Source organism: Anaeromyxobacter sp. K (genome assembly GCF_000020805.1).
Classification (GTDB): domain Bacteria; phylum Myxococcota; class Myxococcia; order Myxococcales; family Anaeromyxobacteraceae; genus Anaeromyxobacter; species Anaeromyxobacter dehalogenans.
In genome coordinates this window covers 4,189,383-4,202,248 of sequence record NC_011145.1, presented here as the reverse complement: position 1 = coordinate 4,202,248, position 12,866 = coordinate 4,189,383, and the positions used below count along the sequence as shown (strand labels likewise).

At 74.5% G+C, this 12,866-nt stretch carries 11 protein-coding genes; 5 read left to right on the top strand and 6 right to left on the bottom strand.

Translation table 11 applies throughout. From position 1 onward, the window contains the following. Window positions 1-83 precede the first annotated feature (83 nt). On the bottom strand, window positions 84-1,874 hold the full coding sequence (locus ANAEK_RS18790; RefSeq protein WP_012527709.1) for a phosphoenolpyruvate carboxykinase (GTP): 1,791 nt from the start codon (window positions 1,872-1,874) through the stop codon (window positions 84-86). 245 nt (window positions 1,875-2,119) lie between these two features. Here ANAEK_RS18790 and treZ point away from each other — a divergent pair, with 245 nt between their 5' ends. Beyond that, entirely contained in the window at window positions 2,120-3,784 is a 1,665-nt protein-coding gene (gene treZ, locus ANAEK_RS18785; protein ID WP_012527708.1) for a malto-oligosyltrehalose trehalohydrolase, read from the top strand. A gap of 143 nt (window positions 3,785-3,927) precedes the next feature. On the opposite strand, the gene ANAEK_RS18780 is transcribed toward treZ, so the two are convergent. Both ANAEK_RS18780 and ANAEK_RS18775 read right to left on the bottom strand, forming a co-directional pair. Next, window positions 3,928-4,182 carry a hypothetical protein gene (locus ANAEK_RS18780; protein ID WP_012527707.1) on the bottom strand — a complete coding sequence of 85 codons (255 nt, stop codon included), beginning with the start codon at window positions 4,180-4,182 and terminating at the stop codon, window positions 3,928-3,930. Between the two features lie 398 nt (window positions 4,183-4,580). Continuing rightward, complete coding sequence (locus ANAEK_RS18775) at window positions 4,581-6,194, bottom strand: 30S ribosomal protein S1 (protein ID WP_012527706.1); 1,614 nt, start codon at window positions 6,192-6,194, stop codon at window positions 4,581-4,583. Between the two features lie 47 nt (window positions 6,195-6,241). Here ANAEK_RS18775 and ANAEK_RS18770 point away from each other — a divergent pair, with 47 nt between their 5' ends. Together ANAEK_RS18770 and ANAEK_RS18765 are read left to right on the top strand one after the other, a co-directional pair. Next, the gene (locus ANAEK_RS18770; RefSeq protein ID WP_012527705.1) at window positions 6,242-6,589 is read left to right on the top strand and encodes a DsrE family protein; all 348 of its coding nucleotides are present in this window, start codon (window positions 6,242-6,244) and stop codon (window positions 6,587-6,589) included. A 220-nt stretch (window positions 6,590-6,809) separates the two neighbouring features. Continuing rightward, window positions 6,810-8,051 (top strand): M23 family metallopeptidase, encoded by a 1,242-nt coding sequence (locus ANAEK_RS18765; RefSeq protein WP_012527704.1) that lies wholly within the window; start codon window positions 6,810-6,812, stop codon window positions 8,049-8,051. Between the two features lie 149 nt (window positions 8,052-8,200). Here ANAEK_RS18765 and ANAEK_RS18760 read toward each other — a convergent pair whose 3' ends face one another. Together ANAEK_RS18760 and ANAEK_RS18755 are read right to left on the bottom strand one after the other, a co-directional pair. Continuing rightward, window positions 8,201-9,532 (bottom strand): citrate (Si)-synthase, encoded by a 1,332-nt coding sequence (locus ANAEK_RS18760; RefSeq protein ID WP_012527703.1) that lies wholly within the window; start codon window positions 9,530-9,532, stop codon window positions 8,201-8,203. 458 nt (window positions 9,533-9,990) lie between these two features. Further along, a complete protein-coding gene (locus ANAEK_RS18755; protein WP_012527702.1) occupies window positions 9,991-10,425 on the bottom strand; it encodes a hypothetical protein in 435 nt (144 codons plus the stop codon). Window positions 10,426-10,780: 355 nt separating this feature from the next. On the opposite strand from ANAEK_RS18755, the gene ANAEK_RS18750 reads away from it, so the two are divergent. Both ANAEK_RS18750 and ANAEK_RS18745 read left to right on the top strand, forming a co-directional pair. Then, window positions 10,781-12,022: a cation:proton antiporter gene (locus ANAEK_RS18750; RefSeq protein WP_012527701.1), complete on the top strand. Its 1,242-nt coding sequence runs from the start codon at window positions 10,781-10,783 to the stop codon at window positions 12,020-12,022. A gap of 135 nt (window positions 12,023-12,157) precedes the next feature. Continuing rightward, a complete protein-coding gene (locus tag ANAEK_RS18745; RefSeq protein ID WP_012527700.1) occupies window positions 12,158-12,529 on the top strand; it encodes a DUF2007 domain-containing protein in 372 nt (123 codons plus the stop codon). A gap of 19 nt (window positions 12,530-12,548) precedes the next feature. Here ANAEK_RS18745 and ANAEK_RS18740 read toward each other — a convergent pair whose 3' ends face one another. Continuing rightward, window positions 12,549-12,854 carry a hypothetical protein gene (locus ANAEK_RS18740; protein ID WP_012527699.1) on the bottom strand — a complete coding sequence of 102 codons (306 nt, stop codon included), beginning with the start codon at window positions 12,852-12,854 and terminating at the stop codon, window positions 12,549-12,551. Between the last annotated feature and the right edge of the window lie 12 nt (window positions 12,855-12,866).

The following is a 12,866-nucleotide window of genomic DNA, read 5'->3' as shown; positions in this document are numbered from 1 at the left end:
GCGGCGGTCCCGCTCGCCCGGCGCGACGGGAAGGGGCCCGACCGTCGCCGGCCGGGCCCCCGGAACGTCTCGCGCGGAGCGCGCTACTTCACCTTGCGGGCGGCGCGGACGCGCTCGAGCAGCAGCTCGCGCTGGAGCGCGAGCGGGCGGGGCAGCGTCTTGCCGAGCTTCTCGAACCACTCGGACTGCGACTCCAGCTCCTGCTCCCACTCGCCGAGGTCGATCCGGGTCGCGGCCGCGATCGCGTCCTTCGAGACGTCGAGGCCGTGCAGGTCGAGGCCCGCGTCACCCGGCGTGTACCCGAGCAGCGTCTCCTGGGCGGGCGCGCGGCCGGCGGCGCGGTCGAGCATCCACTTCAGCACGCGCATGTTGTCGCCGTAGCCCGGCCACAGGAACTTGCCCTCGGCGCTCTTCCGGAACCAGTTCACCAGGAAGATCTTGGGCGGGTTCGGGATGCGCGACTGCATGTCGAGCCAGTGCTGCAGGTAGCTCCCGCAGTCGTAGCCGATGAACGGCAGCATCGCCATCGGGTCGCGGCGGACCACGCCGACCTGGCCGGTGGCGGCGGCGGTGGTCTCCGAGCCCATGGTCGAGCCCAGGTACACGCCGTGCGTCCAGTTGAACGCCTCGAGCACCAGCGGGACCGTGGTGGAGCGCCGCCCGCCGAAGATGATGGCCGAGATGGGCACGCCCTTCGGATCGTCCACCAGCGGCGAGATGGCGGGGTTGTTCTTCGCCGGCGCGGTGAAGCGGCTGTTCGGGTGCGCCGCCTTCTCGGTGGAGCCCTTCTTCCAGGGCTGGCCCTTCCAGTCGATCAGCTCGGCCGGCGCCTCGTGGTCCATCCCCTCCCACCAGATGTCACCGTCCGGCGTGCGCGCGACGTTGGTGAAGATGGTGTCCTTGCGGACCGAGTCCATCGCGTTGGGGTTCGTCTTCCGGTTCGTGCCCGGGGCCACGCCGAAGTAGCCGTTCTCCGGGTTCACCGCCCAGAGGCGGCCGTCCTCGCCCACCCGCATCCAGGAGATGTCGTCGCCGACCGTCCGGATCTTCCAGCCCGGGAACGCGGCGGGCGGGATCATCATGGCGAAGTTGGTCTTGCCGCAGGCCGAGGGGAACGCGGCCGCGACGTACTGCTTCTCGCCGGTCGGGCTCTCCGCCTCGAGGATCAGCATGTGCTCGGCGAGCCAGCCCTCGTTCTTCGCGAGGTAGCTGGCGATGCGCAGCGCGAGGCACTTCTTGCCGAGCAGCGCGTTGCCGCCGTAGCCGGAGCCCACCGACCAGATGGTGTTGTCCTGCGGGAAGTGGCAGATGAAGCGGCGCTCGGGGTTGCAGTCGGCGACCGAGTGCAGGCCGCGGTTGAACTCGTCCGAGTCGCCGAGGCGGTCGAGGGCCACCTTCCCCATGCGCGCCATGATCCCCATGTTCAGGGCCACGTACACGGAGTCGGTGATCTCGATGCCGACCTTCGCGAAGGGCGAGGTGCTCGGGCCCATCACGTACGGCACCACGTACATGGTGCGGCCCTTCATCGACCCGTCGAAGATGGCGCCGAGCTTCCGGTAGGCCTCCTTCGGCTCCATCCAGTTGTTGGTCGGGCCGGCCTGCTCCTTCGTCGGCGTGCAGATGAAGGTGAGGTGCTCGACGCGGGCGACGTCGCTCGAGTTCGAGTGGTGGTAGTGGCAGCCGGGCCACTTCTGCTGGTCGAGCGGGATGAGGACCTTGGCGGCGACGGCGTCGTCGGTCAGCCGCTTCTTCTCGGCCTCGGAGCCGTCGCACCAGTAGACGCGATCGGGCTTGCAGAGCTTCGCCATCTCGTCGACCCAGCCGAGGAGGTGCGCGTTCGACGTGGGACGAGCGGCAGGAGAGGTGGACATCAGGAATTCCTTTTTACGGTTGAGCGGAAAAAGGGCCTGGGGACGCGCAGCTGCAGCGCGGAAAACGGGGACGCCAAGCTAGCGCACGAGAGGTCGCAGAGTCGAGCCCCGAATTCGCGTTCCGACCTGCAAGCTGGCGCCGGCGCGCACCGCGCGCAAACGTGCGCCGGTGCGCCCCGCGATCGGGCGACACGGCCCCGCGGCGAGCCCGCGCCGCGCGCGGCCGGAGGCGCTACGTTGCTCGCATGTCGCGTCCGGCACACGGCCCCGAGATCACGACCGGAGGCGTCCGCTTCCGCGCCTGGGCGCCGCGCGCGGAGCGCCTGGCGGTGCGGATCGACGGCGTCGATCACCCGCTGGCGCCCGCGCCGGAAGGATGGTGGACCGGCGAGGTCCGCGGCGCCGGCCATGGCACGCGCTACCAGCTCGTGCTGCCGGGCGGGCGGGCGCTCCCCGATCCCGCCTCCCGCGCGCAGCCGGACGGCGTTCACGGAGCGTCCGAGGTGTTCGACCCGGCGCGCCACCGCTGGCGGCGCGCGTTCGCGGGGCTGCCGCTCGAGGCGCTGGTCTTCTACGAGCTCCACGTCGGCACGTTCACCGCGGCGGGCACGCTGGACGCGGCGGCCGAGGCCTTGCCCGGCCTGGCGGAGCTGGGCGTGACCTGCGTCGAGCTCATGCCGGTGCAGCCGTTCGCCGGCGCGCGCAACTGGGGCTACGACGGCGTGCAGAGCTGGGCGGTGCACGCGGCGTACGGCGGGCCCGCGGCGCTGCAGCGCTTCGTGGACCGCGCGCACGCGCTCGGCCTCGCGGTGTGCCTCGACGTCGTCTACAACCACCTCGGCCCGGAGGGGAACTACCTCCCGCAGCTCGCGCCGTACCTCACCGATCGTCACCGCACCCCGTGGGGCGACGGCCTCGATCTCGACGGCCCGGACGCCGAGCCGGTGCGCGCCTACTTCCTCGGCGCCGCGCTGCAGTGGGTGCGCGACTTCCGCGTGGACGCGCTCCGCCTCGACGCCACGCACGCGATCCGCGACGACGGGCCGCGTCACCTGGTGGCCGAGCTGTGCGACGAGGTCTCCGCGCTGGCGCGCCGGGAGGGGCGCCGGATCCACGTGATCGCCGAGAACGACGACAACGACCGCCGGGTCCTCGATCCGCCGCCCGCCGGCTGGGGCTGCTCCGCGGTCTGGGCCGACGACCTGCACCACGCGCTCCACGCGCTCGTGACCGGCGAGCGGGAGCGCTACCTCGTCGACTTCGGCGCGCCCGAGCAGGTGGCCCGCGCGCTGTCGGAGGGCTTCGTCTTCCAGGGCGAGCGCTCGGCGTACCGCGGCGGGCCGCACGGCACGCCGGTGGCGGGGCTCGCGCCCTCGCGCTTCGTGGCCTGCGCGCAGAACCACGACCAGATCGGCAACCGCCCGCACGGCGAGCGGCTGGCCGCGCTCGTGCCCTGGCCGGCGCTCGAGCCCATCGCGGCGCTCGTGCTGCTCGGCTCGGCCCTGCCGCTCCTCTTCATGGGCGAGGAGTACGGGGAGACGCGCCCGTTCCAGTACTTCACCAGCCACGGCGACGCGGCCCTGGCGCGCGCCGTCTCCGAGGGGCGCCGCGCCGAGCACATCGCGCGCGGGCAGGGCGAGCCGCCGGACCCGCAGGACGAGCGGACGTTCCTGCGGTCGACGCTCTCCCACCGGCGCGACGGCCGGCACGGCGCGCTCCGCGAGCACCACCGGCGGCTGCTCGAGGTGCGCCGCCGCCACCGCGACGCCATCGCGGCGCGCTGGCCGGAGGTGGCGCGGGACGGCGCGGCGTTCACGCTCCGCCGCCCCGGGCTCACCGTGCGCGCGAACCTCTCCGACCGCGCCGGGGCCGGGCTCGGCCCGTGGGGCTGGAGCGTGAGCGAGGGGTGACGCGCGATGCGCCCTGGCGAGGGCGCCCCGGGCGCGCGCAGGCGGCTCGGGGCGCGCTCTGGCGGCGCGTGCGTCGTGGCGCGCAGCGGTGCGGGGCCCGGCCGCCGGCGTTCGTGGTGGGCCGGCCCGCGCCGGGGCGCGCCTCAGGCGAGCGCGCGCCGATCCTGGCGGAAGTGGCGGATGCCCACGGCGAGCGCGATCACGATGGTCGCGAACGGGACGGTGACGGTGAGGGCCAGCAGCGCGACCCAGCCGACCGCGCTCATGAACGCGACCACCGCCGCGGTGGCGAGCGCCCCCACGAGCACGCGCCGGGCCTCGACCATGGCGCGGGTGATCACCCGGGTGGGGGACTGGGTGCGAGACGAGTACGACAGTGCACCGTACTGTGTGGCCATCGCGTCGCTCCTTCGCCGCGTCGCCGGCGCGGCCGCGGGTCGCTCGGGTGCCGGGCGACCACAGGCCATCAGATACGAGGTCGCGGCGGCTCCTGCGATGGGCCAAAAGGACGCTGACCTAATGGTTTCAATGGCTTAGAACCCGTCGAGCTTGACGCGGATCACTGCCCGCCGGAACGAGACCTCGAGGTTCCGAAGGCGCTCCGGGAACGTGGACTGCGCGAGTCAATATTGACCGCACGGGCAGGTCACACGCGAACGGGAGAGCCGGCGCCGGCGCTGTCCCTGATGGGGTGGCCCGGAGGCGCCCGCACGGACCGTGCGTCCGTCGAGGCAGCGGGCGCCGCCGATCACCATGCGTGAAGCCACGCACGGTGATCGCGTCCCGCGGCGGCGCGCTACTTCTTCTCGAGCTTCTGCCGGAGCAGGTCGCCGAGCGTGCCGAAGCCCTTGCCCTGCCCGCGCGGCGCCTTCGCCATGTACTCGCGCGCCTCGGCGCGCTCCGCGGCGTGCTCGGCCTCGGTCTTCGAGAGGCGGATGCGGCCCTGCTCGTCGATCGCCGACACGAGCGCCTGCAGCGTGTCGCCGACCTTGAAGCTCCGGCGCAGGTCGGCGCCGCGCGGCGTGCCGGTCTCGCTCGCCGGCACCAGGCCGCGGCCGCCGGCGAAGCGCACGAACACGCCGAAGCTCTCCACCTTGTCGACGGTGGCCTGCACCACGTCGCCGACGCGCGGCGGCGGCGGCGGGGTGGGGCGGGCGGGCCGCTCGGCGCCCTCCGCGCCCGGGGCCGGTGCCGCGGGCTCGGGCCGGGGCGCGAGCGCCTTCACCGAGAGCCCGATGCGCTCGCCCTTCTTCGGATCCTCGTCGATGCGGAGCACCTGCACCTGCACCGCATCGCCGGCCGAGAGCAGGTCCTGCGGCTTCGACACCCGGTCCCAGGCCAGCTCGGAGACGTGCACCAGGCCCTCGACGCCGCCGATGTCCACGAACGCGCCGTAGTCCTGCACGCTCGTCACGACGCCGTCGAACACCGCGCCCGGCGCGAGCCGCGCGCGCGTCTCGGCCGCCTTGTGGGCGCGCTCCTCCTCGAGCAGCGCGCGCCGCGAGAGCACGGCGTCGCGCGCGTCGGCGCGGGTGACCTTGAACAGGAGCTTCTGGCCGACGAACGAGGAGGCGTCGCCCACGAACCGCACGTCGATCTGCGAGATCGGGCAGAACGCGCGGACGCCGTGGACCTCGACCTCCAGCCCGCCCTTGTTCACCGCCTTCACCACGCCCTCCACCGGCAGGCCGGTGTGGGCGGCCTCGATCACCGCGTCGCGGGCGTTGTCGCGGGTGGCGCGGCCGTGGCCCTTCGAGACGACCGCGCCGCGATCGGTGGCCTTCACCACCACCGCGTCGATGATGTCGCCCACGCGGGCCGCCACGTTCCCGGCCTCGTCCTTCAGCTCGACGGTCTCGATCATCGCCTCGGCGACGCCCGACCCGAGCTCGAGGAACGCGACGTCCTCGCCGATCTGGATGATCTTGCCGGCGACCTTCTCGCCGACCTGGAAGCGGCGCCGCGGCCCCGCCTCCGAGCCCGCGAGCATGTCCGCGAAGGAGCCCTCGTCGGGAACCTCCACCTCCGGCGCCGGCGGCGGCTCGCCGGCCGGCGGGCGCGGGGAGTCGAGCGGGGCGGCCGGGGCCGGCTCACCGTGCTCCCGCCGCTCGGGACGCTCGCCGCGGGGGCGCCGCTCGCCGCGCGGACCGCCGCCGCCGGGCCTCGGGCCGCGGGGGCCGCCGCGCTGCTGCGGGCCGGCGCCGCCGGGGCCGGGTCGCGGGCTGCGATCCTCCGCCACGCGCTGCCAGAGCGGACGGCGGTCCTGCGCCGCCGGCGCGGGCTGCGACGTCGCGGGCGCGAGCCGCTCCTCCTCGGGCGCCTCGATCTTCGCGCCGGGGGGCGGGGGCTTCACGTGGCCCTTGCGGATCACCACCGGGCCCGGGGACTCGGGCTTCTTCTGGTCCGACATGGCGGCGTCTCATAGCACAGCCGCCGGGTCTCGCGTAAAAGGGGCGCATGGAGCGCCGCGCCGTGATCTTCGTGTCGCACGCCGACGCCGGCGCGCTCCGCCTGGCCGGCTCCGCCGCCCTGGCCGCCGCCGCGCTGGGCGACCGGGTGGACGTCTACCTGTTCGGCCCGGCCGTCCCGGCGCTGGTGGCCGCGCACGACGCCGACCCGGAGGAGCCGGGTGCGGCGCTCCAGCAGGCGCGGACGGTGGGCGAGTGCCGCCTGATCGCGTGCAGCGCCAGCGTCGTCGAGCAGAAGGTCGCGCTCGCCGACGCGGAGCGGACGCTGGACGCGGTGGTGGGCTGGCCGACGATCCTCGAGTGGTCCGCCGGCGTGACGGACCGATTCTTTTTCTGACGGCTGCGCCCCGCCCCACGGAGCGGAGCTCCGAGGGGGCCGAGCTGGCTGCGCTCGCTGCAACGCGATCGATCGACCGCTCGCTCGCTCGGACGGGGGAGGGCGGCCGGCCGGCCCGCGAGGGAGCCCGAGGGGCGTCCCTTGGGCGGAAGATCGCGGGTCGGTCGGCCGTTTATCATCCGCCCTCCCGTCGCCCTCCCGCACCCCCGGAGCCCCGCACATGGTCAGCCTCTCCATCGATCCGCCTCCCCACCGGCCGGGGCACACGCCGCGGCCCGGAGCGCGCCGAGCCGCCCTCGGCATCGCGCTGGGGGTGGCGCTCGCCGCGGGCATCCTGCTCGGCCGCCTCACGGCTCCCGGCGGCCGCTTCGCGATCGGCGGAGCGTCCCCGGGCGATGCCGCCCCCGTCGCGCAGGCCCCGGCCCCGGCCGCGCCTGCCGCCGCGGTCCAGCAGGCCGCCGCCCCCGTCCCCGGGGCTGCGCCGGCCGCCCCGGCCGCGGCGCCGGACGCGAGCGCGACCGCAGGGGCGCCCGCGCCCGCTGCGGCGCCGCCCGCCGCGGCCGCCGCGCCCGCGGCGCCTGCCGGCCCGCGCCGCGTGGTCGCGACGCTCTCCGGGGCGCTGGAGGAGTCGATCCAGCGCGCGCTCCCGCCCGAGGACCGGGACGTCGGCGAGCAGCTCACGCAGGTGGTGAACCGGCTGCTCGTCTGGGACCTCCGCGTCGCGCGCGACGGCCGCAAGGGCGACCGGATCGAGATCCTCTACTCGCCGCCGGCGCCTGCCGCCCAGGGCCTGCCCGCGTCGGGCGAGCCGGTGGTCGAGGCGGTGCGGTTCGCGTCGCAGAAGCTCGGCCGCGTGTTCGCCGCGTACCGCTTCCAGCCCGAGGGATCGCGCTGGCCGCGCTACTACCGCGCCGACGGCACCGAGCTCGAGGAGCTGCTGGTGGACGCGCCCATCCACGAGTACGACCAGGTCACCTCGCTGCTGCGCGACGGCCGCCGCCACAAGGGCGTGGACTTCCGCACGCCCACCGGCACGCCGGTGTTCGCCACGTTCGACGGCGTGATCGAGCGGCGGAACTGGAACTTCGCCGGGAACGGCAACTGCCTCGACCTCCGCGATCCCGCCTCCGGGCGACACGCGATCTTCCTGCACCTCGAGGTGCTGCCCAAGGACATGGTCCCGGGCCGCCGCGTGAAGAAGGGCGAGCAGATCGCGCTGTCCGGGAACACCGGCCACTCCACCGCGCCGCACCTGCACTACCAGCTCGAGGCGCCCGACGGCCGGATCCTGGATCCGTTCGAGATCCACAAGATCCGCCGCGCCTCGCTCGACCCCGCCCGCCGCCCCGCCTACGACGCGCGGCGCACCGCGCTCGACGCCGCGCTCGGCGGCGCCGTGGCCGCGACGCAGGCGCCGGCGGCCGTCCCCGCCACCCCGGTCGCGCTCCCCGCGGCGCGCTGACCGCGGGACGCGCCGGCGCCCCCGCGAGCGGGGAGCGCCGGCCGCGCCCGGGCGCGAGCGCCGCCCGCGCGTCACCCGACCTCCGGAAACGGAGAAGGCCGCCCTCGCGGGCGGCCTTCGGTGTCTTCAGGCTGCCGAGGAGCGCGGGCCTAGATCTTCCGGCCGCCCTCGTGCGCCCACTTCTCCAGCATCTCGGTGGTGACCGACTTCGGCCGCTCGATGGCGTAGCCGAGGCCGCGGTCCCACACGAGGTTGGCGAGCACGCCGAGCGCGCGGCCGACGCCGAAGAGGACCGTGTAGAAGTCCCACTCGCGGACGCCGTAGTACCACTGGATCACGCCCGAGTGCGCGTCCACGTTCGGCCACGGGTTCTTGGTCTTGCCGTGCTCGGTGAGGACGCCCGGCGCCACCTCGTAGATCATGTTCACGAGCTGGAAGAGCGGGTCGTTCGGCAGGTGCTTCTTCGCGAACTCGTTCTGCGCCGTGTAGCGCGGGTCGGTCTTGCGGAGCACCGCGTGGCCGTAGCCCGGGATCACCTGGCCCGAGTTCAGCGTGTCCCAGAGGAACTGCTTCAGCTGCTCCTTCGAGGGCACCTGGTTGTTCAGCTTCTTCATCGTCTGCTGGATCCAGCCGAGCACCTCCTGGTTCGCGAGGCCGTGCAGCGGGCCGGCGAGGCCGTTGATGCCGGCCGAGTAGGAGTAGTACGCGTCGGAGAGCGCCGACGCGACCAGGTGCGAGGTGTGGGCCGAGACGTTCCCCGACTCGTGATCCGAGTGCAGGATGAAGTACATGCGGGCCACGTCGTCGTACGGCTTCACCTGCCCGATCATCTTCGCGAAGTTGCCGCCGAGATCGAGGCTCGCGTCCGACGCGATGTGCGTGTCGCCCTTGTACTTCATCCGGTAGATGTACGCGGCGAGCACCGGGAGGCGCGCGACGAGCGTCATCGCGTCCTCGTACATCGGGTCCCACATGTCCGTCTTCTTGAGGTTGCCCTCGCCGTAGCGCTTCGCGAACACCGACTCGCGCTGCATCGTGACGATGCCGGCCGAGAACATCGCCATCGGGTGCGAGTCGCGCGGCATCGCGCGGAGCACGTCGATGACGTACTGCGGGAGCGCCTCGCGCTTCTTGAACTCCGCGAACACCTCCTGCGCCTGCTCCTTCGTCGGGATCTCGCCCGTGAGCAGGAAGTAGAAGAAGCTCTCCACGGTCGGCATCTCGCCGCCCGGCACGACGTGCGCCTTCAGCGCCTCGAAGGTCTCGGGGATGGTCTTGCCGCGGAAGCGGATGCCTTCCTGCGGGTCGAGGTACGAGATGTCGGTCACGAGGCAGCGGACGTCGCGGGCGCCGCCGATCGCCTGGCCGATGTTGACCTTGTCGATCACCACCTCGCCGAACTCCTTGTTCAGCTTCTGAATCCGCGGGCGGAACGCCTCGATCTTCTGCTTCAGCACCTGCTTCAGCGTGGACTCAGCCATGGTCACTCCGGCCAACTGTCTGAAGGTTTGAGTTGCTTGGGATTTCGTAACGCGAGGGCCCGAATCCTACTCGCGGGCGAGGGGACGGCGCAAACGGGAAAGGGCCGCTAAGTCGTGGAGCACAAAGGTCTATTTACGCTTTGAAAGGCGCCGGGCGAGCGCCCGGAGCGGTCCACTTCAGCCCGCGCGATTGGTCAATGGCGCCGATGTGCGCAGGCAGCGCCCGGCAAATCCTGGGGTTTCGCTCGCAGGCGAACGCGCCGTCCGTCCCGCCTCGAGCGGGCGTGCCGGCGGGCGCGCGCTCGCCGGACCGCGCGACGCCGCGACCAAATGCCGCTCGCCACCGAGCGCGCGGCGCCGGCGGCCGGCGCGCCGGGGTGGCGAGCACGCCAGCACCCCAGGGCGGCGCACCGCCCTCGCCCCCGCGGGCCACCCGATCCCCGGTGCGGACCCGGCGGCTAGCCGCGGCCTGCCGCCAGGGCTGCGGCGACCTCGGCGGCCACCGCGCCCGAGGCGCGCTTCCGCTCCGGCTCGGCCGGCGCGGTCACCCCGTTCGCGGCCGGGGGGACCTCCACCGCGGAGGACTCCACGGTTTCTGCAGCCCCCCCGCGCGGCTTCTCAGCGGTCCCGGACCGGCAGGTCCGGCACCACGGCTGGTTCCGGATGGCGCCGTCGGCCATGCGGCGCAGGCCGAACTGCGAGAGCGGCCGCATCTTGTGGCACTTCAGGCACATGAGCGTGATGAAGACCTCGTTGCCGTCGGCATCGTAGACGGACGAGCGGCGACGCCTGGGCTTCGCGGCGTCGCCGGGCTCCTTCTGCCGGCCGGGAGATCGCGGCTTCTCGAGCTCGCCCTTCACGATCGCGGGTGCCACCATGACCTTCACGGCCATCCTCGGAACCTCCACCTAGCGGACACCGCCCCTGCTCCCGTCGCGCCCGGGCCGGTCACGGCCAGGCGCGGGGAAGGGTCGGCGAGCGGACCCTAGCCGGAGCCTCTGACATGGGCGGGCGCCGGGGCGGGCGCCGGCCCCGGATCCACGGACCGGGGGCCGAGGCGCGCCGACGCGCGCCGGCGCCTCCCGGCCAGCCGTGGTCCGGCGGATGCATTCTCCCGCGGCGGACCGCGGTGGCGGGCCATCCCGGCCGGCGGCGCGCCTCGCCGTGCCGGCCGCCGCCGCCGATCCGGGCAGCGCGCCGGCGCCGCTGCCCGGACCGCTGGCAGCCGGCGCAGTGGAGGCTTCCATCGTGATCGCGCACCTGCTCGTCGCCCTCGCCGTCCTGCTCACCGCCGCGAAGCTCGGCGGCGTCCTCGCCGCCCGGCTGGGACAGCCGCCCGTCCTCGGCGAGCTCCTCGCCGGCGTCGCGCTCGGCGCGCTCCCCGCGGTCGGCCTGCACGGGACGGAGGGGCTGGCGCACGACGCGGTGCTGGAGGCGCTCGCGGAGCTCGGCGTCATCCTGCTGCTGTTCGAGGTCGGGCTCTCCACGCGCCTCGCCGATCTGGTGAAGGTCGGCGCGTCCGCGTTCCTGGTGGCGTGCATCGGCGTGGTGGTGCCCATGGCGCTCGGCTACGGGGTGGGCGCGTGGCTCCTGCCGGAGGCGAGCCCGGTCGCGCACCTGTTCCTCGGGGCGGCGCTCTCCGCCACCAGCGTGGGCATCACCGCCCGCGTGCTCCGCGACATGGGCCGCATCGGCTCGCCGGCCGGGCAGATCATCCTGGGCGCGGCGGTGATCGACGACGTGCTCGGCCTGCTCGTGCTGGCGGTGATGGTCGGGCTGGCGGGCGGCGGCGGCGGCTCCGGGGTGGTGACCGTCCTGGCGTGGGTCGGCGCGAAGGCGGTCGGGTTCCTCGGCGCCGCGCTCGTGGCGGGCCGGTGGGCGGCGCCGCGGCTGTTCGCGATCGCGGCGCGGCTCCGGGGCCAGGGCGTGCTGTTCACGCTGGCGCTGGTGATCTGCTTCGCCCTGTCGTGGGCGGCCTCGGCGGTGGGGCTCGCGCCCATCGTGGGCGCGTTCGCGGCCGGGCTGGTGCTGGAGGGCGTGCCGTTCGCGGAGCTGAGCGACGGAGCGGGGCGGCTCGAGGAGCGGCTCACCCCGCTCGCGGCGGTGCTCGTCCCGCTGTTCTTCGTGCGGATGGGCCTCGCGGTCGACCTCGGCGCGCTGGGCACCGGCTCGCTCGCGCTCGCGGGCGCGCTCTCGGTGGCGGCGATCCTCGGCAAGCAGGCGTGCGCGCTCGCGGTGGTGACGCCGGGGGTGGACCGGCTCGCGGTGGGGCTCGGGATGATCCCGCGCGGCGAGGTGGGGCTCATCTTCGCGAACATCGGCATGTCGCTCGCGCCCGGCGGGCGGCCGCTGCTCGGGCCGGGCGCGTTCGCGGCCATCGTGGCCATGGTGCTCGTGACCACGCTGGTGACGCCTCCGCTCCTCCGCTGGCGGATGGGGACGGCGCCCGCGGTGGCGGCCGGTCCCGCACCCACCGTCCGGGCGGCGTGACGCGGGGTGCGCGTCCGGCGTCCGGCCTCGCCCGTTGGCGGGCGACAGGAAGTGCACCTCGCACGAACAGGCGAGCCCGCATTGGACCCGGGCGCGAGAGTTTGGCAGCATCGGGGTGCCTGGGGGGGCGAGCCAGTGGAGCTTGTGCCGCAGCGCGAGGGGAGCGCGCAGCACTCGTCGGAGTACCGGACGGTCGCCGTCTACTGGACGCGCGCCGAGGCGGAGCTCGCCCGCGGCATGCTCGAGGCCGACGGCATCCCGGCCGCGTTCCGCGACGGCGCCGACGCGGCGCTGCTGCCCGGCACGCGCGCGCTGCGGCTCATGGTGCCCGCCATGGACCTCGACCGCTCGCGCGACATCCTGGCGACGCCGGAGCCGGCGCACGCCGCCGAGCCGCCCGCGCCCGCGGTGCCGGCGCGCGACGGCTGGGGCGTCACCTGGCTGGTGGTGTGGATCGCGGCGTTCGGGCTCGCCGGCGTGTTCGCGCTCGGGCGCGTGCTGCGCTGAGGGCGCGCCGGCGCGGCGCTCAGCGGTGCAGCGCCGCGTAGGCGACCACCTGCACCGTGCCCACCAGCGCGACGATGGTCGCGGCGGAGATGGCCGGCTTCGCGGTGGCGCGGAACCAGGCGATCAGGCCGGGGAGCGCGAGCGCGAGGCCGAGCACCAGCCCGAGCGGCAGCTGCACCACCCGGAGCTGCAGCACGCCCAGCGCCATCAGCACCTCGAGGCCGCTCGCCACGAGCGCGATGGTGGCGAGCACGCGGCCCCCGGTCGCGAAGAGCAGGGCGGAACCGGCGAGGGCGACGAACGCGAGCAGGGTGTGGAGCGACATGGCCGGCGTTCT